This is a genomic window from Actinoplanes lobatus (genome assembly GCF_014205215.1).
GTDB classification, from domain to species: Bacteria; Actinomycetota; Actinomycetes; order Mycobacteriales; family Micromonosporaceae; genus Actinoplanes; species Actinoplanes lobatus.
Map to the genome: position 1 here is coordinate 3,159,242 of NZ_JACHNC010000001.1, position 21,770 is coordinate 3,181,011.

19 protein-coding genes are annotated in these 21,770 nt (G+C 72.3%); 6 read left to right on the forward strand and 13 right to left on the reverse strand.

Translation table 11 applies throughout. The annotated features are described in order from the left end of the window. Positions 1-16: 16 nt before the first annotated feature. The 6 genes from BJ964_RS14710 to BJ964_RS14735 form a co-directional block, all read right to left on the reverse strand. Entirely contained in the window at positions 17-799 is a 783-nt protein-coding gene (locus tag BJ964_RS14710; RefSeq protein WP_188121185.1) for a prepilin peptidase, read from the reverse strand. Positions 800-887: 88 nt separating this feature from the next. Continuing rightward, complete coding sequence (locus BJ964_RS14715; RefSeq protein WP_188121186.1) at positions 888-1,370, reverse strand: prepilin-type N-terminal cleavage/methylation domain-containing protein; 483 nt, start codon at positions 1,368-1,370, stop codon at positions 888-890. Positions 1,371-1,492: 122 nt separating this feature from the next. Then, the gene (locus tag BJ964_RS14720) at positions 1,493-2,722 is read right to left on the reverse strand and encodes a type II secretion system F family protein (RefSeq protein ID WP_188121187.1); all 1,230 of its coding nucleotides are present in this window, start codon (positions 2,720-2,722) and stop codon (positions 1,493-1,495) included. Positions 2,723-2,726: 4 nt separating this feature from the next. Continuing rightward, positions 2,727-3,845 carry a type IV pilus twitching motility protein PilT gene (locus BJ964_RS14725; protein ID WP_188121188.1) on the reverse strand — a complete coding sequence of 373 codons (1,119 nt, stop codon included), beginning with the start codon at positions 3,843-3,845 and terminating at the stop codon, positions 2,727-2,729. Between the two features lie 107 nt (positions 3,846-3,952). Continuing rightward, on the reverse strand, positions 3,953-5,623 hold the full coding sequence (locus BJ964_RS14730; RefSeq protein WP_188121189.1) for a GspE/PulE family protein: 1,671 nt from the start codon (positions 5,621-5,623) through the stop codon (positions 3,953-3,955). A 32-nt stretch (positions 5,624-5,655) separates the two neighbouring features. Then, the gene (locus tag BJ964_RS14735) at positions 5,656-6,657 is read right to left on the reverse strand and encodes a GlxA family transcriptional regulator (protein ID WP_229806857.1); all 1,002 of its coding nucleotides are present in this window, start codon (positions 6,655-6,657) and stop codon (positions 5,656-5,658) included. Positions 6,658-6,770: 113 nt separating this feature from the next. On the opposite strand from BJ964_RS14735, the gene BJ964_RS14740 reads away from it, so the two are divergent. Together BJ964_RS14740 and fxsT are read left to right on the forward strand one after the other, a co-directional pair. Further along, positions 6,771-8,036, forward strand: a complete 1,266-nt coding sequence (locus BJ964_RS14740; RefSeq protein WP_188121191.1) for an MFS transporter — start codon at positions 6,771-6,773, stop codon at positions 8,034-8,036. Between the two features lie 37 nt (positions 8,037-8,073). After that, the gene (fxsT, locus tag BJ964_RS14745; RefSeq protein WP_188121192.1) at positions 8,074-10,485 is read left to right on the forward strand and encodes an FxSxx-COOH system tetratricopeptide repeat protein; all 2,412 of its coding nucleotides are present in this window, start codon (positions 8,074-8,076) and stop codon (positions 10,483-10,485) included. On the opposite strand, the gene BJ964_RS14750 is transcribed toward fxsT, so the two are convergent. From BJ964_RS14750 to fxsA, 3 genes are read right to left on the reverse strand one after another with little or no spacing between them, the layout of a single operon-like run. Beyond that, entirely contained in the window at positions 10,480-12,141 is a 1,662-nt protein-coding gene (locus BJ964_RS14750) for a putative bifunctional diguanylate cyclase/phosphodiesterase (RefSeq protein WP_188121193.1), read from the reverse strand. The two genes, fxsT and BJ964_RS14750, sit on opposite strands and share 6 nt — an antisense overlap. Positions 12,142-12,188: 47 nt before the next feature. Further along, the gene (locus BJ964_RS14755; protein WP_188121194.1) at positions 12,189-13,628 is read right to left on the reverse strand and encodes an aKG-HExxH-type peptide beta-hydroxylase; all 1,440 of its coding nucleotides are present in this window, start codon (positions 13,626-13,628) and stop codon (positions 12,189-12,191) included. Between the two features lie 14 nt (positions 13,629-13,642). Further along, the gene (fxsA, locus tag BJ964_RS14760) at positions 13,643-13,834 is read right to left on the reverse strand and encodes an FxSxx-COOH cyclophane-containing RiPP peptide (RefSeq protein WP_229806833.1); all 192 of its coding nucleotides are present in this window, start codon (positions 13,832-13,834) and stop codon (positions 13,643-13,645) included. Between the two features lie 166 nt (positions 13,835-14,000). Between fxsA and BJ964_RS14765 the strand changes: the two genes are divergently transcribed. Together BJ964_RS14765 and BJ964_RS14770 are read left to right on the forward strand one after the other, a co-directional pair. Next, positions 14,001-14,186, forward strand: a complete 186-nt coding sequence (locus tag BJ964_RS14765) for a hypothetical protein (protein WP_188121195.1) — start codon at positions 14,001-14,003, stop codon at positions 14,184-14,186. Beyond that, the gene (locus tag BJ964_RS14770) at positions 14,176-14,568 is read left to right on the forward strand and encodes a hypothetical protein (RefSeq protein WP_188121196.1); all 393 of its coding nucleotides are present in this window, start codon (positions 14,176-14,178) and stop codon (positions 14,566-14,568) included. The genes BJ964_RS14765 and BJ964_RS14770 overlap by 11 nt, the downstream gene beginning before the upstream one ends. A 20-nt stretch (positions 14,569-14,588) precedes the next feature. Here BJ964_RS14770 and BJ964_RS14775 read toward each other — a convergent pair whose 3' ends face one another. Next, positions 14,589-14,873, reverse strand: a complete 285-nt coding sequence (locus BJ964_RS14775; RefSeq protein WP_188121197.1) for a DUF427 domain-containing protein — start codon at positions 14,871-14,873, stop codon at positions 14,589-14,591. Positions 14,874-14,999: 126 nt separating this feature from the next. On the opposite strand from BJ964_RS14775, the gene BJ964_RS14780 reads away from it, so the two are divergent. Continuing rightward, a complete protein-coding gene (locus BJ964_RS14780; protein WP_188121198.1) occupies positions 15,000-16,046 on the forward strand; it encodes a hypothetical protein in 1,047 nt (348 codons plus the stop codon). Between the two features lie 91 nt (positions 16,047-16,137). After that, a complete protein-coding gene (locus BJ964_RS14785) occupies positions 16,138-17,658 on the forward strand; it encodes a hypothetical protein (protein ID WP_229806834.1) in 1,521 nt (506 codons plus the stop codon). A 286-nt stretch (positions 17,659-17,944) separates the two neighbouring features. Here the strand turns inward: BJ964_RS14785 and BJ964_RS14790 are convergent, their stop codons facing one another. The 3 genes from BJ964_RS14790 to BJ964_RS14800 all read right to left on the reverse strand — a co-directional run bounded on the left by BJ964_RS14790 (position 17,945) and on the right by BJ964_RS14800 (position 21,755). Next, positions 17,945-19,759: a GAF domain-containing SpoIIE family protein phosphatase gene (locus tag BJ964_RS14790; RefSeq protein ID WP_188121199.1), complete on the reverse strand. Its 1,815-nt coding sequence runs from the start codon at positions 19,757-19,759 to the stop codon at positions 17,945-17,947. A 131-nt stretch (positions 19,760-19,890) separates the two neighbouring features. Beyond that, positions 19,891-20,736 (reverse strand): bifunctional DNA primase/polymerase, encoded by an 846-nt coding sequence (locus BJ964_RS14795; RefSeq protein WP_188121200.1) that lies wholly within the window; start codon positions 20,734-20,736, stop codon positions 19,891-19,893. Between the two features lie 20 nt (positions 20,737-20,756). Next, complete coding sequence (locus tag BJ964_RS14800; RefSeq protein WP_188121201.1) at positions 20,757-21,755, reverse strand: beta family protein; 999 nt, start codon at positions 21,753-21,755, stop codon at positions 20,757-20,759. Positions 21,756-21,770 lie beyond the last annotated feature (15 nt).

The window sequence follows — 21,770 nt, forward strand, 5'->3', positions numbered from 1 at the left end:
TCAGCGGTGTTCAGGTTCAGGCGGAGGGGAGCAGCAGGGTGGTGTACCAGTCGGCGAGCGGCGCCGCGGCGAAGACCGCCAGGAAGGCGCCGGCCAGCATGTACGGGCCGAAGGGCACCCGGGTCTTGCGGCTGACCACTTTGAGGGCCAGCAGGACGCCGCCGACCAGACCACCGAGCAGGAACGCGGCGAAGGCGCCGACCGTGAACGCGTTCCAGCCGAGCCAGCCGAGGTAGAAGCCGAGCAGCGGGGCCAGCTTCACGTCGCCGCCACCCATGCCCCAGATCGCGAGCACCCGGTAGACCAGGTAGAGCAGGGCCGCGGCGAGGGCGCCGCGGAGCAGGTCGCCGGGGGAGCCGGCGGCCAGCGAGACCGGCGCCAGGAGCGCGACGGCCACGCCGTACGAGGGAAGGACGATCTTGTTGGGCAGCCGCATGACGTCCAGGTCGATCATCGCCAGGGCGATCGCGACGGCGGCCAGGTAGAGGTAGGCGGGCAGTTCCCAGGACCAGCCGAAGCGTGCCGCGACCGCCGCGAAGAGGACGGCCGTGCCGGCCTCGACCATCGGGTAGCGGGCGCTGATCCGGGTGCCGCAGTCGGCGCACCGGCCGCGCAGCATGAGCCAGCCGAGCACCGGCACGTTGTGCCGGGCCCGGACCGGGTTCCCACATTCCGGGCAGTGCGACCCGGGACGGATCAGTGACTCGTCGCGGGGCACCCGGTGGATCACCACGTTCAGGAAGGATCCGATGGCCAGGCCGAGCACCGTGACGAGTCCGATCAACAGGGACTGCGGCATGGTCGTACCTCCTCCGGGCCGAACGTGAGCGGGGGTGCGGGGTGGTGGCTCGGTGCCACCACCCCGCGGGGGCCTACCGTTCTGTGAATCAGAGGGCGCAGTCGGCCTTCAGGCCACCGGTCTTCTCGCTGAGCGAGCCGTCGCTGTCGTAGAGGAACCACTTGCCGGAGGTGCCACCGTCGTTCGCGGCGCAGATCTTGTAGGGGCTGCTGTCGTTGGCTCCCGGCACGTAGTAGAGCTTGGTGCCGTCGGAAACGGTGATCTTGCCTTCCTGAAGGGTGGCGCCACTCTTCGCTTCGAGCTTGATCGACGCACCGTCACCGGTGGTGTTCTCAGCCTTCTTGGGGTAGGCGTTGCTGTTGGCGGTGTAGAACTGCTCGACCGCGCTGATCGCGCCGCGGACATCCGACTGCGCCGCCTTGTCGGCAGCGCCCTGCCGGTAGTTCATGTACACCGGCACGGCGATCGCGACCAGCACACCGATGATGACCACCACGACCAGGAGCTCGATCAGGGTGAAGCCCTCGTCGTTCTTCTTGCCGGCGCGGAGTCGGGCGATGATGTCCTGCATTCGGGGTGCCTCCATGGGCGTGGGGTGGTTGGGGAAGGGCCGGGCTCGGGCGCCCGGGAGGGTGTTGCTGTCGGCCGTCGGGAGTCGGCCGGGAGAACGGCGGTGGCGTCGTTGCCGGGCCGTCAGCCCTGGATGTTCTGGTAGATCGTGAACATCGGCAGGTAGAGGCAGATGACCATGCCGCCGACCACGGTGCCCATGACGAGCACCATGATGGGTTCGATGGACGCGGTCAGGGACTCGGCCGCGGCGTCGACCTCGCGGTCGTAGAAATCGGCAACCTTGTCGAGCATCTGACTGATCTGACCGCTCTCTTCACCGACCTCGATCATCTGGGTGACCATGGCCGGGAAGATCGGGTGATGCCGTAGTGCCGAAGACATCGGGTTGCCGTCCCGAACGGTCGCCTGGACGTCCTTCATCGCGGCGTTGATGATTTCGTTGCCGGTGGTCTCGCCGACCACCGTCAGTGCCTGCATGACCGGAACACCGACGTTCAGGAGCAGGCCGAGGTTGCGGGAGAAGCGGCTCATGGCGAGCTTCTGGAGCAGTGGCCCGAAGACCGGCATCCGCATCTTGATCTTGTCGACCTTGAGGCGGAACTCCTCGCTGGCGCGCATCCGGCGCTTGTAGAGGACGCTTCCACCGATCATCGAGCCCAGCGCGAGCGGCCCGATCCAGCCCATGTTGTGGCTGATGGTGACCAGGGACTGGGTGATCGCCGGCAGCTCGCCACCGAGGTTCTTGAACATCTCCTCGAAGATCGGGACGATGAAGATCAGTACGCCGGCGATCATGACGAAGGTGAATGCCAGCACGATCGCCGGATAGGTCAGCGCGCCCTTGATCTTGCCGCGGAGCGCGGTGTCCTTCTCCAGGCTCTCGGCGATCTGTTCGAGGGCCTGGTCGATCATGCCGCCCGTCTCACCGGCCCGGATCATGGCGATCATCAGGCGCGGGAAGACGCGGTCGTGTTTGGCCATCGACGCCGAGAGCCCGGCACCCCCGGCCACGTCGGTGCTCACCTCGGCGATCGCCTTCTTCAAGGCCGGCGCGGAGGTCTGCTCCTCGAGGATCGCCAGCGACCGCAGCAGCGACATGCCGGACGCGGTCATCGTGGCGAACTGCCGTGCGAACACGGCGAGGTCCTTCAGCTTGACGCCGCTGCCCAGGCCGGGGATCTTGATCTCCATCTGGAGACCCTTGCCGGACTCGGTGACGCCGAGCGGCACGTCACCGCGCTGGCGCAGCATGTGGGTGGCGGCGGCCTCGTTGGGCGCCTCGATGGTGCCCTTGGCCTTCTTGCCGGTGGCGTCGATCGCCTCGTACCGGAAGGTCTTGGTGGACGCCATCGGATCACACCCGTCCCACGAGGCGCTTGAGCTCCTCGGCGGAATGGCAGATCTCCAGCGCGGCCGCCAGGCTGACCAGGCCCTCCCGGACCTTCTCGGCCAGGTGCTGGTCGAAGCCGAGCATGCCCTCGCTGCCGCCGGCCTGCATGAAGGACGGGATCTGGTGCGTCTTGCCCTCCCGGATCAGGCTCCGGATGGCCGGCGTACAGGTCAGGATCTCGCAGATCACCTGGCGCCCCTTTCCGTCGGCGGTCGGCGCCAGCGCCTGGGTGATCACACCCTGGAGGCTGGCCGCCAACTGGGCACGGATCTGGAGCTGCTGGTGCGGGGGGAAGATGTCGATGACACGGTCGATGGTCTGGGTGGCGCTCTGCGTGTGCAGGGTCGCCATCACCAGGTGACCGGTCTCCGCGGCGGTCAGCGCCGTCGCGGTGGTCTCCAGGTCACGGAGCTCGCCGACCAGGATGATGTCGGGGTCCTGCCGCAGCGCGTGCTTGAGCGCGCTGGCGAAGGTGCCGGTGTCGGCGCCGACCTCCCGCTGGTTCACCACACACCGCTTGTGCGGGTGCAGGAACTCGATCGGGTCCTCGATCGTGATGATGTGGTCGGCCCGGCTGCGGTTGGCCAGGTCGAGCAGTGAGGCCAGGGTGGTGGTCTTGCCGGAACCGGTCGGGCCGGTCACCAGGACGAGACCGCGGGGCAGGTGGGCGAAGCGGGCCACCGACTCCGGCATACCCAGCTCGTCCAGCGGCTTGATCTTGTGCGGGATGGCCCGGAAGACCGCGCCGTACGAGGCCCGCTGGCGGTACAGGTTGCCGCGGAACCGGGAGACGCCGACGATGCTGTACGCGAAGTCCAGCTCCTGCTCCCGCAGGAAGGTCTCCCACTGCTCCCCGGTGACCGCCGCGCGGGCCAGCAGCTCGGTGTCGGCGGTGTTGAGCCTGCCGTAACCGGGCACCGGCAGAAGCGAGCCGTTCACCCGCATCATCGGTGGGGAGCCGACGGTCAGGTGGAGGTCGGAGCCCTTCGACTCGACCAGGGTGACGAGCAGGTGGTTGAGCACGTCCAGGTCGTCCGTGGAGGCGCCGGCGCCGTGCCGTGCCTCGTGCTGGAGCGTGCTCATCTGTTCCCCCGGGTCCCGCTCGGTGTTTCCGACGCTTGTTGATTCGGCACCGGGGGAGTCCGGTTTAGGAGCGCTCGGGTGCGGTGCGGGTTCAGCCCCGCAACCGTTCAGACGGCCACCCGGGAGATCTCACGGATCGAGGTCAGGCCGCCCGCCGCCTTGGCCAGGCCGTCGGCGCGCAGGTCGTACATGCCCTGGGCCACGGCGACCTCGCGGATCTCGCCGGCCGCGGCCCGCCGGATGCACAGCGACTCGATCTCCGGGCTCACCGGCATCACCTCGTGCACCGCGATCCGGCCCTTGTACCCGGTGTTCGCGCAGTTCCGGCAGCCCACCGGCCGGTACAGCACCTCCGGGAAGGCCAGGTCCGCCAGCGGCCACTGGGCGCCGATGATCTCCTCCTCGGTCGGGGCGTACGGCTCCTTGCACCAGTCGCAGATCCGCCGTGCCAGACGCTGGGCCAGCACGCAGTCGAGTGACGAGCCGACCAGGAACGGCTCGATGCCCATCTCGGTGAGCCGGGTGACCGCGCCCGGGGCGTCGTTGGTGTGCAGCGTGGAGAGCAGCAGGTGACCGGTGAGCGCGGCCTCGACCGCGATCTGCGCGGTGGCGCCGTCCCGGATCTCACCGATCAGGACCACGTCCGGGTCGGTACGCAGGATCGCCGGCAGCACCGCCGCGAAGGTCAGCCCGGCCTTGGCGTTGACCTGTACCTGGTTGATGCCGCGCAGCCGGTACTCGACCGGGTCCTCGACCGTGATCACGTTGATCTCCGGCCGGCTGATCTTGCCGAGGGTGGCGTACAGGGTGGTCGACTTGCCGGAGCCGGTCGGGCCGGTGACCAGCACCATCCCGTGCGGCTTGGTGAACGACGCGGAGAAGCGCTCCAGGTTGTGCTGGGTGAAGCCGAGCTTCGCCAGGTCCAGGTCGATGCCGCCGCCGGTGTCCAGGACCCGGAGCACGATCTTCTCGCCCCAGACCGTGGGCAGTGTGGCGGTACGCAGGTCGACCGTACGGTCGCGGATCAGGGCGGTGATCCGGCCGTTCTGCGGGATCCGCTTCTCGGTGATGTCGACCCCGGACATGATCTTGATGCGGGAGATCAGCGCCGACATCACGCCCCGGGGCACGATGTCCACCTCGTGCAGCACGCCGTCGATCCGGTAGCGGACCCGCATGTCGTCCTCGGTCGGCTCCAGATGCAGGTCGGAGGCGCGGTTCATGACGGCCTGCTCGATCAGGCTGTTCACGTACCGGACGATCGGGGCGTCGTCGGTGCTGGTGGCCTGGGCCGCCATGCCGGCCTGGTCGTCCTGCCCCTCGTCGGCCAGGTCGGCCAGGTCGGCGCCCTCACGCTGGAGCCGCTCGATGTACCGGCGGACCTCGCTGCGCGCCACCACCACCGGGCGGATGGTCATGCCGGTGGAGGCCCGTACGTCGTCCAGCGCCACCACGTCGGCCGGGTCGGTGACGCCGACCATCAGCTCGTTGTTGTTGATCGACAGGCCGAGCACCCGGTGCCGGAGCACCACCGGCAGCGGGATCCGCTTCAGCGCGGCCGGCTCCGGGGTGAACCCGACCAGGTCCAGCGTCTTGATCCCGAACGCCGCGGCGGCCGCCTCGGTGAGCTGCTCCTCGGTGACCACCTGATCGTTGATCAGCACCGCACGCACCGACCGGCCGCTGCGCTGGGCCTCCGCCGCGGCACGGTCGACCGCGGCGGGGTCCACGCCGATCTGTTTCAGGGCGTCGAGCAGCGGGCGGAAGGTCTGATCCATGCGTACCTCAGGGCGGCGGAGGGAAAGAGCGCTCATTGCCCCATCGGAAGGTTTCGCCCGGAACTGAGCGCGCGAAGATCGGGCCGGAAGGTCCGCCGGTACGCCGACGGCGCCACCCCGATCGTGGCGTGCATGTGCTGCCGCAGCGCGGTGGCGCTGCCCAGCCCGGCCCGGCGGGCCACCGACTCCACCGCCAGGTCGGTCGACTCCAGCAGGATGCGGGCGTGCTCGACCCGCTGACGGAGCAGCCACTGCCGCGGGCTGAGCCCGGTCTCGTCACGGAACCGGCGGGTGAACGTCCGTACGCTCATCCGGGCGTGCCCGGCCATCTCCTCCAGGGTGACCGGCTCGGCCAGCCGGTCCAGCACCCAGGCCCGGGTCGGTTCGGTGCCCGAACCCTGCGCGTCCGGCACCGGCCGCTCGATGAACTGCGCCTGACCGCCGTCCCGCCAGGGCGGCACCACGCAGCGGCGGGCCGTCCGGTTGGCCACCGCGGCGCCGTGGTCGCTGCGGACGATGTGCAGGCACAGGTCCACGCCGGCGCCCACCCCGGCCGAGGTGAGCACGTCCCCGTCGTCGACGAAGAGCACGTCGAAGTCCCATCGCACCCGCGGGTACAGCCCGCCGATCCGCTCGGCCCAGGCCCAGTGGGTGGCGGCCGGGCGGCCGTCCAGCAGGCCGGCGGCGGCCAGCACCGACGCCCCGGTGCAGATGGAGACGATCCGGGCGCCCCGGGCCGCGGCGGCGACCAGCGCCTCCCGCACGTCGTCCGGCAGGGTCCCGTCGGTCACCGGGCCGCCCTTGTGGATCCCCGGGACGATCACCGTGTCGGCCTCGGCGAGCTGCTCCAGGCCGTACTCCGGGATCAGGGTGAAGCCGGCCTCGGCGATCACCGGGGCCGGACCGCAGACCCGGACCCGGTACAGCCGGTTCTCCTCGTCGTCGCGCGCCGACAGGAACACCTGGGTGGGCGTGCCCAGGTCGAAGGGGACGAGGCCCTCCAGGACGAGGATGGCAATGAGATGTTTTTCAATCCGATTCAAGGGCGGGGGGTGGGGCGGTTGGATGGGGTTCATGGCCTGATTCTTGCGCATGATGGCTTCCCGGCCACTCGTCCGGCGGTTCCCGAAGCAGCAGGATCAGTTCCGTGAGACGTATTCATCCCGCCTGGTCCGTCGCAGCGGTGACCTTCGTAGCGCTGCTCGGCGCGGCCGGCTTCCGCGCCACCCCGTCCGTCATGCTCCAGCCGCTGCACGAGGAGTTCGGCTGGTCGCTCGGCACCATCTCGGCCGCCGTCTCGGTGAACCTGCTGCTCTACGGCCTGACCGCGCCGTTCGCCGCGGCCCTGATGAACCGGTTCGGCGTCCGCCGGGTCGCGATGGCCGCGCTGCTGCTGGTCTCCGCGGGCTCCGGCCTGACCCTGTGGATGACCCAGAGCTGGCAGCTGGTGCTCTGCTGGGGCGTGCTGGTCGGCCTCGGCACCGGCTCGCTCGCCCTCGGTTTCGTCGCCACCATCACCGGGCGCTGGTTCGTCCGGCACCGCGGCCTGGTCACCGGCGTGCTCACCGCGGCCGGGGCGACCGGCAACCTGATCTTCCTGCCGGTGCTGTCCCGGATCGTCGAGTCGGACGGCTGGCGCACGGCGGCGGTCACCGTGTCGATCGCGGCGCTCGCCGTCGTACCCCTGCTCGGGTGGAAGCTGCGGGACCACCCGGCGGAGGTGGGCGTCCCGGCGCTCGGGGCCACCGAGATCGAGACGCCGGTGAAACCGGCCGGAGGGGCCGCGGGAAACGCGCTGCGGGCCCTCCGCGACGCTGCCCGGACCAGGGCGTTCTGGCTGCTCGCGGGCGGGTTCGCGATCTGTGGGGCGACCACCAACGGACTGGTCGGCACGCACTTCATCCCGGCCGCGCACGATCACGGGATGCCGCAGACCACCGCCGCGACGCTGCTCGCGGTGGTCGGCGTCTTCGACGTGGTGGGGACCATCGCGTCCGGCTGGCTGACCGACCGGGTGGACAGCCGGATCCTGCTCGGCGCCTACTACGCGCTGCGCGGGCTGTCCCTGCTGGTGCTGCCGTCCCTGTTCGCGGCCACCGCGCACCCCAGCATGCTGATCTTCGTCCTCTTCTACGGGCTGGACTGGGTGGCCACCGTGCCGCCGACCGTGACGCTCTGCCGGGAGTACTTCGGCGCGGCCGGGCCGATCGTCTTCGGCTGGGTCTTCGCCTCGCACCAGTTCGGCGCGGCGGCCGCCGCCACCGCGGCCGGGCTGGCCCGCGACCGGTTCGGCGACTACACGATGGCCTGGTACGTGGCCGGCGGCCTGGCGATCCTCGGCGCGGTCCTGAGCCTGATGCTGTACGCCGGGAAGCGGCTCCCCGTCATCGAGGAACTACGCGTTCCGGCGTGACTATTCTGTGGCCAGGGATCCACGTACGGTAATCGGCATGCCGAACCGTGGTGGTCTGCCGCCGCGCAACCCCCGCTTCGTGGGCCGCGATGACCTGCTGACCCAGGTCCGCGGCCTGCTCGGCAACGGCCCGGTGGTGCTGCTGCCGAGTCCGGAGCAGGAGCACGGCGGCACCGGGCGCACCCAGCTCGCCATCGAGTACGCCCACAGCCACGCCGACGCGTACGACCTCATCTGGTGGATCCCGGCCGAGCAGACCGCCGGGACACGGGCGTCACTGGCCGGGCTGGCCCAGCGGCTCGGGGTGCCGGAGGCCCGCGACCTCAACCGGACACTCGGCGCGGTGCGTGACGCGCTCAGCCGGGGCGAGCCGTACCGGAACTGGCTGATCGTCTTCGAGAACGCCAACCGGCCCGAGGACATCACGCCGTACCTGCCCAGCGGCGCCGGGCACGTGCTGGTGACCAGCCGCAACCCGCGGTGGACGGCCGAGGTGGCGCAGGCCCTGCCGGTGCCGGTGTTCTCCCGGGCGGACAGTGTGGACCTGCTGCGGTCGCGGGCGCCGGAGTTGTCCGCGGCCGACGCCGACCGGATCGCCGCCCGCCTGGACGACGTGCCGATGGCCCTGGACCTGGCCGCCGCCGTCCGCGACGCCACCGGCCGCAGCGCCTCCGCCTACCTGTCCGACTACGAGCGCCGCGCCGCCGGAGCCGCCCCGATCCGGGTGGCCTGGGAGCTGGCCACCGAGGCGCTCGGCGCCGGTGTCCCGGGCGACCGGATGCTGCTGGAGCTGTGCACCTTCCTGGCCAGCGCGCCGATCTCCTGGCGGCTGCTGTGGGCGGCCCGCACCCTGCCGCTGGAGCCGGAGCTGGCCGCCGTCGTCCGGGTGGAGCGCCGGCTGCGGGCCGCGATGCGCCGGATCAGCCGGTACGGCCTGGCCGAACTCGACCCGTCCGGGGAGCGGCTCACCGTGCACCCGCTGATCCGGGGCATGTTCGGTCAGGAGCTCGGCCCGGACCGGCACGCGGCGCTCCAGCGTACGGTCCGGGGCATGCTGGCGGCCGCCGATCCGGGCGACCCCGACGACCCGGCCGGCTGGTACCGGTACGCCGAGCTGGCCCCGCACCTGATCCAGTCCGACCTGCTCGGCGGCGACGCCGAGGAGGTCCGCCAGCTGGTGATCAACTGCATCCGGTACCACTTCGCCCGCGGTGACTACGACTCCAGCCGGGATCTGGCCGGCTCGGCGGCGGCCCGCTGGCGCGACGCGCTGGGCGAGTCCGCCGAGCAGACCCTGCTGGCCTCGTTCCACCTGGCCAACGCGCTGCGGGCGGTCGGGCGCACGGCCGACGCGCGGAACCTGAACCTGCAGACCCTGCGTACCCAGCGGGAGGTGGCCGGCGCCGACGACGAGACCACCCTGACCACCGCCAACAGCGTCGGCGGCGACCTGCGGATCCAGGGCCACTTCGGGCAGGCCCGGCAGCTGGACGCGGACAATCTGGTCCGCTACCGCCGGTTGTTCGGCGAGGGCTACCCGACCGCGCTGCGCTGCGCCAACAACCTCGCCGCCGACCTGCGGCTGCTCGGCGACTTCCGGGGCGCCCGGGTGCTGGACGAGCAGGTGCTGCGGCACCGGCAGGCGATCTTCGTGGACGGCCATCCGGAGATCGTGGCGACCCGGGCCGGGCTGGCCTTCGACCTGTTCGGCCTCGGCGACTACGCGGGCGCCGCCGAGGTGCTGGCCGCCCGTGGCGCGGACCTGCCGGAGGACCACATCTTCGCCCTGTGGGCCGGCCGGGCCGCCGCGATGGTCGCCCGCCGCCGCGGCGACCCGTCGGCTCGCGCCCTGGCCGAGGCCAACCTGCGGGTCTGCCGGCAGCGGTTCGGTGAGCTGAGCGTCGACACCCTGGCCGCCGCGGTGTCGGCGGCACACTGCGCCCGCGCCGACGGCGACCTCGATCATGCCCACGAGCTGCTGGAACGCGCCGTCACCCGGTACCACGCCGTGCTCGGCGACGAGCATCCGTTCACGCTCGCCGCGTCGGCCGGGCTGGCCGGGATGATCCGGGCCGCGGGCCGGCACGCCGAGGCGCGGACCATCGGCGAGGAGGTTCTCGGCGGGCTGCGGCGCAGTGTCGGGGCCGATCATCCGTTCGCTCTGGGCTGCGCCAACGGGCTGGCCGCCGATCTCGCGGCGGTGGGCCGGGCGCAGCAGGCCCGGGAGCTGGCCGCCGACACGCTGCGCCGCTCCCGGTCGGTCCGCGGGCCGGATCATCCGGACACCGTGGCCTGCTCGTGGAACCTGGCGCTCACCGGCGGCGACGACGCGGCGCGGCAGCAGGCGCTCGACGGGTTCACCAAGGCGTACGGCGACGGCCACCCGGTGTTCCGGGTGACCGCCGCCGGTCATGCCGTGGAGACCGAGATCGATCTGCCGCCGCTATAGGATCTCCGCCGACTGCTTGTCGAGCAGGTCCGTCACCTCGACGGCCGGCATCGGCCGGGCGAAGTGGAAGCCCTGGGCCCGGCCGCAGGCCAGCTCGCGCAGCCGTTCCGCCTGCCCGGCGTCCTCGACGCCCTCGGCCACCGGGTCCAGGTTGAAGGTCCGCGCGATGTGCAGCACCGCCTCGGCCACCGACGCCCCGCCGGTCTCCGGCATGGCCTGCACGAACGAGCGGTCGATCTTGACCACGTCCACCGGCAGGGTGCTGAGGTGGCTGAGCGACGAGAAGCCGGTGCCGAAGTCGTCCAGCGCGATCCGTACGCCGAGCGCCTTGAGCGCGCTGAGCACCCGGGCCGACTCCACCAGGTCGGTGAGCGCCACCGACTCGGTCAGCTCCAGCACCAGGTCCTTCGGGGGCAGACCGGTACGGGTGAGCACCTCCCGCACCTCGTCCACGAGCCGTGGATCGGTCAGCTGGGACGCCGACAGGTTGACGTTCATCTCGAAGCCGGGGAACTGGTTCTGCCAGTTCATCGCCTGCCGGCAGGCCTCCTCCAGAACCCAGCCGCCGAGCCGGGGCACCTGCCCGAGCTGTTCGGCCAGCTCCAGGAAGAGCGCGGGCGGGACCAGGCCCTTCTCCGGGTGCCGCCAGCGGACCAGGGCCTCCACACCGACGGTCATGCCGCCGGCGTTCAGGTCCACGATCGGCTGGTAGTGCACCTCGAACTCGCCGGCCTCCAGACCGCGCATCAGGTCCTGTTCGGCCAGCCGACGCTGCTCCGCCTTCGCGAACAGCACCGGGTCGAACCGCCGGGCCACCCCGCCGCCGTCCCGCTTGGCCCGGATCAGGGCCTGGTCGGCGCGGCGCAGCACACCGTCCAGCCCGTCGCCGCCGTCGGAGATGGCGACGCCGGCGCTGGCCCGGATGCTGATCGTCATCCCGTTCAGCTGCAACGGGCGGTGCAGTTCGGTGAGGACGCGCTCGGCCACCCCGACGGCGGCGTGCTCGTCCTCCAGGCCGGACAGCAGCACCACGAACTCGTCGCCGTCCAGACGGGCCACGGTGTCGTTGGCGCGCACGTTCTCGGCGAGGCGCTCGGCCGCGACGCGCAGCAGGTCGTCGCCGACCGCGTGCCCGAACATCTTGTTGACGTCCTTCATGCCGTCCAGGTCCACCACGATTACCGCGGTCTTGGTGCGGGCCGGCTCGGCCAGGGCCTCCTCGGCGTGCTCGACGAACATCCGCCTGTTGCCGAGCCCGGTGAGCGAGTCGCGGAACGCCTGCTGCGCCAGCAGGTTCTGCTGCCGGTTCCGGTCCGGGGCGGCCCGCTGGCTGAGGAACTGCCGCAACAGCCCCGCCCCGGCGAGCAGCAGCAACAACCAGATCGCGCCCGGGTGCAACCCGCCGGTGAGATGCCGGAGGCACAGCGTGATGAGCGCGGCCGCCACCGTCGCATACCGCAGCAGACCGCGCCGGGTGTCCAGCAGCAGCACGGCCGTGCCCAGGCAGAGCGCCGCGAGCAGCGGCACGATCCGGCCGGCCGGCCCACCGGGCTGCGCGGGATCGGCCGCCGGCCAGGCCAGCAGAATCAGCGACGCGAGCACCACGGCGTCGTCGATGGCGATCCGCACCTGATCCCACAGAGCGTTGCGACCCATTTTGCACCTCCGGCGAGGAACATCGGTACCGGCCGGGCGTGCTTGAGTCATCCGCGGCGGGGTTTCCCGAGCCAGTCGGCGAGCACCGCGATCGGGGCCTCCGGGACTGCCTGGGCGACGGCGCGCATCACCTCGGGCCGGGCACGCACGGCCGGGTGCGGGGAGACCAGGGCGAGGCCCGCCCAGGCCGCGTCGTTCCCACGATCAACTTCAAGGTCTTTTTCGTACGCTCGTCGCGCGCTGCCGTGGGCACCCCGCAGGCAGGCGGCATCCGCGCCATTGCCGCGACCGCCGGGCGGAGCTGCCGGGTCACCCTTCAGCAGCGCCTTCACCAGGCGCAACCGGGAACAGTCCGCCAGCTCCCGGCCCGACCACGGCACCGCAACCGGCGCCACCTCCGGCGCATCCCGCCCGGACCGCCAGGCCGCCGCGAGCCGGGCCGTGTCCACCGGGCCGACGCGCAGGTTCCGTAGCCGCCAGCGCAGCCGGTGGTCGGCGTTCGCCAGGACGGCCAGGCGCTCCACCTCGGGATCCACCGGTTCGGCCAGCCACGGGCGCACCTCGTCGAGCAGGGCGGACACGAACCTGTCCCCGGCCGGGGTGAGCGCGCAGGAGTCCCGCAGCCCGGACGCGGCCTCCGCGACGGCCGTGCGCCAGCGGGCGAACTCGAACCCGGCGTTCCGGTCCCGCCGCGCCCGCTCCCGCCAGAACCTGGTCACGGCCAGGTAGGCGTAGGCGCCGTGCAGCACCCCGAAGGCCGGGCGCGGATCGTCCCGCCACGGCGAGTAGCCCCTCGTGTCGTCCGGTTCGACCAGGTCGAAGAGCAGGCCGGCGGCGTTCAGGACGCTGTGCTGGGTCTCGTGCAGCAGGCCCACGGCCAGGGCCACCGGATCCGGCGGCACCGACATGGCCACCGCGCCGAAGGCCTCCGCCGAGGTGGCGCTGATCCCGTCCGCGGTCGGGTCCGGCCGTACCGGGACGATCACCCGCAGCACCCCGGCCAGGGTGGTGGCGGCCGGGCGGTGCTCGGCGGCCAGCAGCGCCCAGGCCTGCTCCAGGCAGGACCGCCAGTGCGCCAGCTCCCCGGGGGTGACCGGGGCGGACGGGACCAGACCCAGGTGGGCGCGGACCGGGTCGGTGTCCTCCAGGCGCACCGACAGGGTCAGGCCGTCGTGGGAGGCGGTGAGCCGGTGGCCGTCGCGGGCAGCGGGGGCGGGCATCGCCGACGGGCCACGGCGCAGCGCCTCGGCCGCCCACAGGCCGGTCATCGGGTCGGCGATCCAGTCCCGGGCGGAACCGGAGCCGGCGGCCGCGCTTTCCGCGTACCAGAGAGGGGTTGACGGAAGGCCGCGCCGCACCTCGCGGAGGAGAAGCAGATGGCGGCTGAGCTCCGCGCGGCGCAACGCGCCGAGGGTGTCACCGGAGGGACGCCCGGCGCCCAGCGCGGCGAAGGCGGCGTCGCTGAGCCGGAAGGGTTGTACGGTCATGGGCGAACCGGCGCTCACAGTGCGGAGTTGAACCCGGCGATCGGCTCGCCGGACCGGCCGTCCCCGGTGACCCGGCGTAACGCCCGGGCGAGGGCCGAGTCGTCCTGCCCGGTCAGCTCGACCAGTTCCGCGAGGGAGGAACCGGAGAGGTCGATCATCACGGAGCGCCACTCCGCCGGCCCGCCGTCGTCCTGCCCCTCGTGCACTGTTTCCTCCTCCGCGAGCCGCTTGTGGCGATCGATGCGTGATTGAAGGTTACGGCGGTCGCCGGGTCGGGTGAGGGGTGGGCGTCGTCGCGGCGGGTGCTCGCGGGGTTTGGACGGTCGTGATCTCATGGGACATCACCGCAGTAATCAGGTAACGGAGGGCAAAGTGCTGGGTTTCGATGAGGCCGCCGCGCGGACCGGCGACGAGCCGGAGCCGGCCGGGTTCGTGGCCGACGTCGATGAGCCGGTGATGCCGGTTCCGGAGTTCCCGACCTTCCACCACACCCCCACGCTGCCGCATCAGTCGCCGGGCAACGGGTTCGAGAGCGGGCGGGACAGCCGTGCACGGTGAGCCCGGCCCGTCCCTGCCGCGGCGCGGGCCGGCCCCGGCCGTCGACCGGATGGGCAACGCCGAGCTGGCCCGGATGATCGAGTCCGAGCACCCCTACCGGGGGAGGGCTCTCTTCGAGCTCTGCGACCGGGTCGCGCTCGACGCCGACGCGGCGACCAAGGTGGCGATGCTGTCGCGGCTCACGTCCCTGCGGCAGGCGCGGCTCTTCGACCGGGTCTCGCTGGCCTGGTCGGCGATCATCGCGCTGCTGGCGGCGGAGACCACGCACGCGCGGGAGGAGGCGTACGAGGCCTTCTTCGCGCTGGAGCCCGAGGAGCAGCGTGACCTGCTGGACTATCTGGAGGTCGGGAAGATCGAGGAGGCCCACCCGCGTATCACGTGAGCGGGCCTCCGAGGGCGGGCTCAGGCCTCGACGCGGACGTCTCTACGGAACGCCACCCGGTCGCGGACCGCCGAGGCGTCCGGTTTCGGATCCGGGAAGAACCACGCGGCGTCCGGCGCGACCTCGCCCTCCGTCTGGAGCGAGTAGTAGGACGCCCGGCCCTTCCAGGGGCAGACGGTGTGCGTGTCCGACGGGACGAGCACGTCCTCACGAACGCTGTCTCGGGGGAAGTAGTGGTTGCCCTCGAGTACCACCGTGTCGTCACTCTCGGCGATCACTTCGTCGTTCCAGATGGCCTTCGGCATGTCCCGAACGTAGCGCGCTCGCGGCTTTGTGTCTGATATGTGCGATTTATTCACCTCCCGTGGGTGAATTGCCGCTTCGATTCCGACGTTCTAGAGTCGAGTTTCCGATCTTCAGGAACGGATCCGATGTCTCGTCTTGACCAGCTGCGCGGCTCCGGGCGGGCCAAGCGCCACAACGCGCGGACCATCGCCGCGCTCACCGGCAACCCCGGCTGCGACCGCCGGGCCGTCCTCGACGCGGCCGGCATCGACAAACTCAAACTCGCCGAACGGGTCGGCTTCCCCGGCGGCTTCGGCCAGTCGCGGTTCGCCCTGACCCGCGGCAACGCCTTCGAGGCCATGCTCAAAGCCGACGACTGCGCGTTGCTGCGGTCGGTGCTGGAGGTCGACCTCGGCGTCGGCTACCAGGACCTGGGCGCGGACGACGACGACACCCTCGGATCCCGGCACGACCGGACCGCCGGCCTGCTCGCCGGCGCCACGGCCGCCCTCATCGACCATCCACTGCTCACCCTCGACGTCGCCGGGCAGACCGTCTACCTCGAGCCGGACCTGATCGCGTACGCCCACCAGGGCCGCCTCCAGGTCGTCGAGATCAAGTCGTTCGCGATCGTCGACGGGCAGGCGGAAAGCGCCAAGGTGTCCGGCGCCGCCGTACAGGCCGCCGTCTACGTGCTCGCCCTGCGCGCCCTGCTGGAACGGCTCGGCCTCGACCCGTCACTGGTCAGCCACGAGGTCGTGCTCGTCTGCCCGGAGAACTTCTCGCTCCGGCCCGTCGCGGTCGTCCTCGACGTGCGCAAACAGCTCTCCACCCTGCGCCGCCAGCTCTCCCGGCTGGCCTCCGTCGACGCGCTGGCCGCCGCCCTCCCCGACGACCTCAGCTTCGACCTGGCCCTCGACCCGGCGTCGCTGGTGACGGCCCTCGGCCACATCGAGCCGCGGTACGCGCCCGAGTGCCTCTCCGCCTGCGAACTCTCCGTCTTCTGCCGCAGCGAGGCGGCGGGCAGCACGGCGGCGCTCGGCCGGTCGGTCCGGGAGTCGCTCGGCGGCATCGAGACCGTCGGAGAGGTGCTGGCGCTGGCCTCCGGCGAGCGCGAGCCCACCGAGGAACAGGCCGAGGCGGCGGCGATGCTGCGGGCCGCCCTCCGCCTCCGCACCGAGGTCCTGCCTTGACCCGCCGGTCCTCCGCGGCCCCCCTTCTTTCCGCGGCCCGCTGTTCTTCCTCGGCCCGGCCTCGTTCCGTCGCGCTCCTGGTGGTGTTTCGGTGAGCACGCTGACCGCGCTCGCGCGGGCGCTGGCCGTCGCGGAAGGGCGCGCGCAACCCATCGCGACCGTCCGCCACCTGCATGTGCACGACCATCCGCTGATCCTGATCCCGCTGGCCATGGCCGGCGAGGCGAACGCGCCCCTCGCCGCCCTGGTCGGCACCGACCCGGCACGGCCCCGGCTGCTGGCCGTCGCGCAGCCGCGAAACCGGGACGACCGGTTCGCCTTCGCCGCGGAACTCGCCGGAGTACTGGTCCCGTACCTCGACTCGTTCACGGACCAGACCGAGGACGTCCCGGTCGATCGCGGAAAGGACGTCCGCCAGCGCTACGTCGACGCCCCGCAGATCTGGGTGCCCAACCCGGGCGGCATCGACTTCCTGCGGCTCTTCGGGCGATCCACCCGCTTCCGTACGGTCGACGGCGAGAACCCGGTTCCGCCCGCCGTACCGCTGCTCGGCCGATGGCTCACGTTCTTCACCAACACCGCCGAGGTGCCCGGCTCATCGCTGCTGGTCAACGCGGTACAGGCGCTGGGCCTGCACTGGGCGACCGGGCAGAGCGGCGCCGAGGACGCCCAGTTCGGCGCCCAGCTGGCGTGGATCGAGTCCGGCGCGGCGGCCGCCCGGGAAGCCGAGAACGGCCCGGTCGCGGGCCCCGCCACCGACCCCGACTTCGACAACCGGGTGCTGGCCCCGCTCATCGAACGGTCCTCCCCGGAACTCCCGGACGTACTCCGCGACCTGCTGCTCCCCACCTGGGAGCGGATGTGGCGCACGCTCACCCTGCTCCGCCGGCTCCCGGCCGGGGAACGGGTCCGGCTCCGCTGGGACACCGACCGCGACGCCTTCACCGCCTTCACCCAGCACCTGGCCGAAGGCGGTCCACCCCAGCCCCGCCGCGACGGGGCGGTCGCCGCCGCGGCCCGGTTGCAGCGCCTGGAGAACGCCGCCACCCGCTACGCGGTCCAGCGCGCCTTCGACGACCCGCTGGTCCTGGCCGAATACCGCCTCACCGGGACAGCCTTCGCCGGGGTCGTCACCCTGGCCAAAGCCGACCGCATCGACGACAGCGGCAAACGGCCCGTCCTCCGTCCGCGCATCATGGTCCACACCACCGAGCCGGTCCGGGTGGAACCCGGCACCTCCCTCACCTCGCCCACCCGCCCGTCCCAGAAGGCCCGGGTCGTGTCGGTGACCCCGGCGGCCCCCGAAGGCCACGACGTCCTCCTGGAGCTCTCCGGCGGGATGGGCCGCAAACTGGTGGCCGAGCCGGGTTCGGTCCCCGCCGTCGGCGAACACCTCATACTCACCACCCTGAGCGAGGCCTACCGCCCGAGCGGCACCCTGCCCGACCCCGCCGAAACCCCATGGACCCACGGCGGCCCGCCGGCCCCCACCGACCAGACCCCCACCCCCGCACCAGAACCAACTCCCGCCGCCGCCGTACCACCCCACCCGGAATCCGCTCCCGCTCCGGACACCCTTCCCGCCCCCGCTCCCGGTTCGAAGCAGCGCTGAGAGCCAGCCGGAAAGATTCACTCCCACGTGACTCGTCCCAGCCCCGGAACGGCCACGCTGAGCTGGACGGCGGTGCACTCGACGTCCCCCGCAAAACGCCGCCGGTGTCGAGGCAAGTGATTTGCCGGCGCAGCGGGGTGTGCTGTGTCGGGAAATCGCCTGCCTCGACACCGGTTACAAGGCGTTTTGCCGCGGAGCGAAGCGGAGCCATCAGGCCCAGCGTTTTGCCGCGGAGCGAAGCGGAGCCATCAGGCCCAGCGTTTTGCCGCGGAGCGAAGCGGAGCCATCAGGCACAGCCCAGCCGGACCAGTAAGAGGGCGATGTCGTCGCTGCGGCGCGGGGCGACCTCCAGGAGGCGGGTGCACAGTTCGTCGCCGGGGCTGTCGGCGTGGGTGCGCAGGACCGCGGACAGGCGGTCGATGCCGTCGTCGAGGAACTGGTCGCGATCCTCGACGAGGCCGTCGGTGTAGAGGAGCAGCGTCGAGCCCGGTGGCACATCGCGAAGGTCGGTGCTGCGCGGCTCGCGCGGTGGCAGGCCGAGCAACGGCTCCGGTGGCACCCACCAGACCTGGACCGAGCCGTCCGGCAGGAGCAGCAGCGGTGGTGGGTGGCCGGCGTTGCCGAAGCTGATCGCGTAACCGGTCGCCGACTTGCGGACCCGGGCCAGCACCATGGTCGCGGAGGCCGGGACCCGCAGGCCGTGCAGCGTGTTGTCGAGCGCGGTGAGCAGGGCGCCGGGCTCCTCGTCCCGCCCGTACGCGTCTCCCCGGACCAGATTGCGCAGCTGCCCCATGGTCGCGGCGGCCTCGATGTCGTGCCCCGAGACGTCCCCGACCGCGACGATGACGCTGCCGTCGGGCTGGGCGAAGGCGTCGTACCAGTCGCCACCGACCGCCGCGCCGTCCTGGGCGGGAAGGTACCGGGCGTGCAGCTCGATGCCGGGGATTTCCGGCAGATCGGTGAGCATGCTGCGCTGGAGCACCTCGGCGACGTGCCGCTGCTCCCGGTAGAGACGGCTGTTCTCCACGGCGAGCCCGGCCCGGCGACCGATCTCGGCGGCGGTCCACTCCTCGGCGGCCGTGAAGCTTCGCCGGTCGGGGTGGTTGACCAGCAGCACCGCGCCGAGCGCGCGCCGCCGCACCGGTGAGGTGATCGGAACGATCAGCGACGCGCCGAACCCGGCCCGGGTGGTGATCTCGGCCAGTTCGGTGTCGCTGATCCGGCTCCGCAGGTCGGCTGCTCCGTCGCCGCTGCGGAACGACCGGCCGCCCCGCCGGACGGCGAGCAGCATCGAGCGGAGATCGTCGCGGGCGAAGTCGGCCAGTGCGGCGAGGCGGCCCATGTCGGCGGCGCGCTCCGGATCGCGGTGCGCGGCGATGACGGATGCCGGGCCGCCCGGATCGTCGGCGACCGCGACCACGCACCAGTCGGCGAGCCGGCCCGTGACTATGCCGCCGAGGCGGCGCATGGCCTCGTCCACGTCCATGGTGGCGGCCAGCGACTCGGTCAGCTGGGCCAGCAGCTCCAGCTGGTGGTGTGCCGACTCGGCGGTCTGCCGGGCCTCGTCCGCGGCGGCCCGGGCGATCCGCAGGCACACCTCCGAGGAGCAGACCGCGGCCAGCTCGCTGAGCAGGGCGATCTCACTCGGGGTCCAGACGCGGGGCTCGTTGTCGACGGCACAGAGGGTGCCGACGATCAGCCCGTCCGGATCGGTGATGGGCGCTCCCGCGTACGCGATGGCGCCGATCTCGGCGATGGCGGGGTTGTCCCGCATCCGCGGGTCGGCGCGCACATCCGGCACGACCTGCATCTCTCCGGCGGTCACGACGTGGCGGCTGAAGGAGTGGGTGAGCGGCATCTCACGGGTCGAGGCCAGCGGGCTCGGAACACCGACCTGACCGGCCAGCACCTGACGATCGAGGTCGACCAGGCAGACCACGCCCATCGGGGCGTCGACCAGCATGCGGACCAGCATGGCCACCCGGTCGAAGGCCTCGTCGGGCACCGGGCCGCCGATCAGCCGGCGAACCGACCTGAGGCGTAGCGGATCAGCGAGCACTCTCCGCTCGGCTTCGCCGATCAGGTCCCACTGAAGCACCATCGCCCCCCGGCCGGTCCGCTGCCAGGCTACCGGCGGGAGGTGGGGAGCCGCCGCTCCAGCCCTGACCCGATCATCCGTTTCGCCTCGTCCGAACGGATGACCCGACCCCGTAGCCGGGACGTATCCGCCGGTCAGGCCGCGTGCGGTGGACCGTGCTCGAACGGGTGGCGCCGGCCGGCGGCCAGGCCGGACCGGAGCGTGCCGCGGATCTCCGCCCAGCCGAGCCCGGCGTGCCGCGCGGCCGCGCTCAACTCCCAGCGCACCGTCGACTCCGCCAGCAGCCCGGCTCCGACCAGCCGCCCGAGGGCGAAGGCGGCCCGGTTGAGCGTGTCGTTCCGAGTGCCGACCGGGGCGCGGGCGACCCGGCCGGTCTCCGCCTCCAGGGCCGCTTCCGCATATCGCCCGGGATGCACGACCGGGTGATCCCGCACGGGTGGGGGAGGGCCCGCGATCAGCGCCAGCAGCGTCGCCGGCCCGACGGGCAGGGCCACGGCCGGGCGCCGGATCCAGCGGTAGTCGCCGCCGCCGGCATGCCTCGACGGCGGGGCCAGGACGTAACCGCCCGCCCCGCGCCAGTCGAGCCCGGGCAGCAGGCCGACCCGATTGCCATAGCCGGTCGGGCGGAACCACAGATGACGGCCGCCCCCGCCGGTGCGCACCTGCGGGCCGGGTGGGAGGTCGCCGCCGAGGAGGTGACGCAGCCCGTGCCAGCCCTCGGCGGAGTCGACGTCGGCCACGTCCATCGCCACACCGGTCCGCAGGCCCACGTTGGCACGTGGCCAGAAGGCCCACCACAGGCTGATCTGATGGGGATCCGTGGACGCCTCCCGGAGGCCGTGCCGGAGCCGGGGGTGCTTGCCGGGACTGTCGCATCGCGCTCCTCTGTGGCAGGAACAGACGCCACCCTGGTCAGGCGTGTGCACCGGCAGGACGGGGATGCCGTGCCGTGCGTACGCGAGGGCAGCCGTGAGCGACATTAGAACAACCGTACGACATTTCAGTGCCCCGGCAGAGCCCGCAGAACGTGCGCGATGTGGTGCGAGGTGCTCCACGCGATCCAGCTGGCCGAGCTGCCGGCGCCCCGCGCGGTCCGGGCCCGTCTGGCGATCTCGGCATCGCCCCAGGAGAAGCGCGCGCCGGCCGCCGGCCACTGCGGTGAGGTCACCAGCGTGCGGCAGAGGTCGTGGCACCGGTCGTCGCTGCGGCCGCCGCGCCGGGCCCAGCGGTAGATCCACCAATCCGACTCGGTGGTGTAGCGCAGGGTCGGCAGCTGCCGGTGGTGCTGGACGCCGTGACGCCGTACCGGTGAGGTGACGCCGTAGTCCGCGTACCCCACGCCGGGCTCGCCGAGCCGGGCCCAGACCCGGGCGTCCAGGCGGCCCACCGCGACCGGCCGGTCGGTCGGCAGGTCGTCGAGGTTGGGCGGCATGGCGCCGGAGGCCACGCTGATCGACCGCCACGGTGTCGCCCGGGCCCAGCGCAGCACCCGGCGGGCGCGGTCCTCCACCTCGTTCGCGTGTGCCGAGCAGGCCGTCTCGGCCAGGTCGATGAGCAGGTGTACGTCGTCCGGGTCGAGGGTGGAGGCGCGCAGCAGCCGCTCGGTGACCTCGTCGGCCTCGGCCGGGTTGCCGGCGTCGGCGTGCGGCCGCAGCCGGAGCACCGCCCGGCGCCGGTGCATCCGCGCGGCCCGGCCGTGTGCGGCCAGGCGTGGGCCGCTCTCGTCCGGCCGCAGCACCGGGATCAGGCCGAGGCCGAGGTCGGCCAGTCGCCCGGCGAGGTGCTCCGGGGCGTCGATCTCGGGCAACTGCCCGAAGTCGACGGCGATCGTCCCGGTGCGCGGCCGGAGCTCCCGGAGCATCGCGAGCAGTCCGCTGTCCGGCTCCAGCTCGACGACCGGGATCACCCGGGCGGCCTCCTCCGCGGAGAGGTGCGCCAGCGCGGTCAGTTCACCCCGGCGGGGTCGCAGAATCGGGAGGTAGGCCCCGTCGAACGGCATACTCCCACGGTAGAC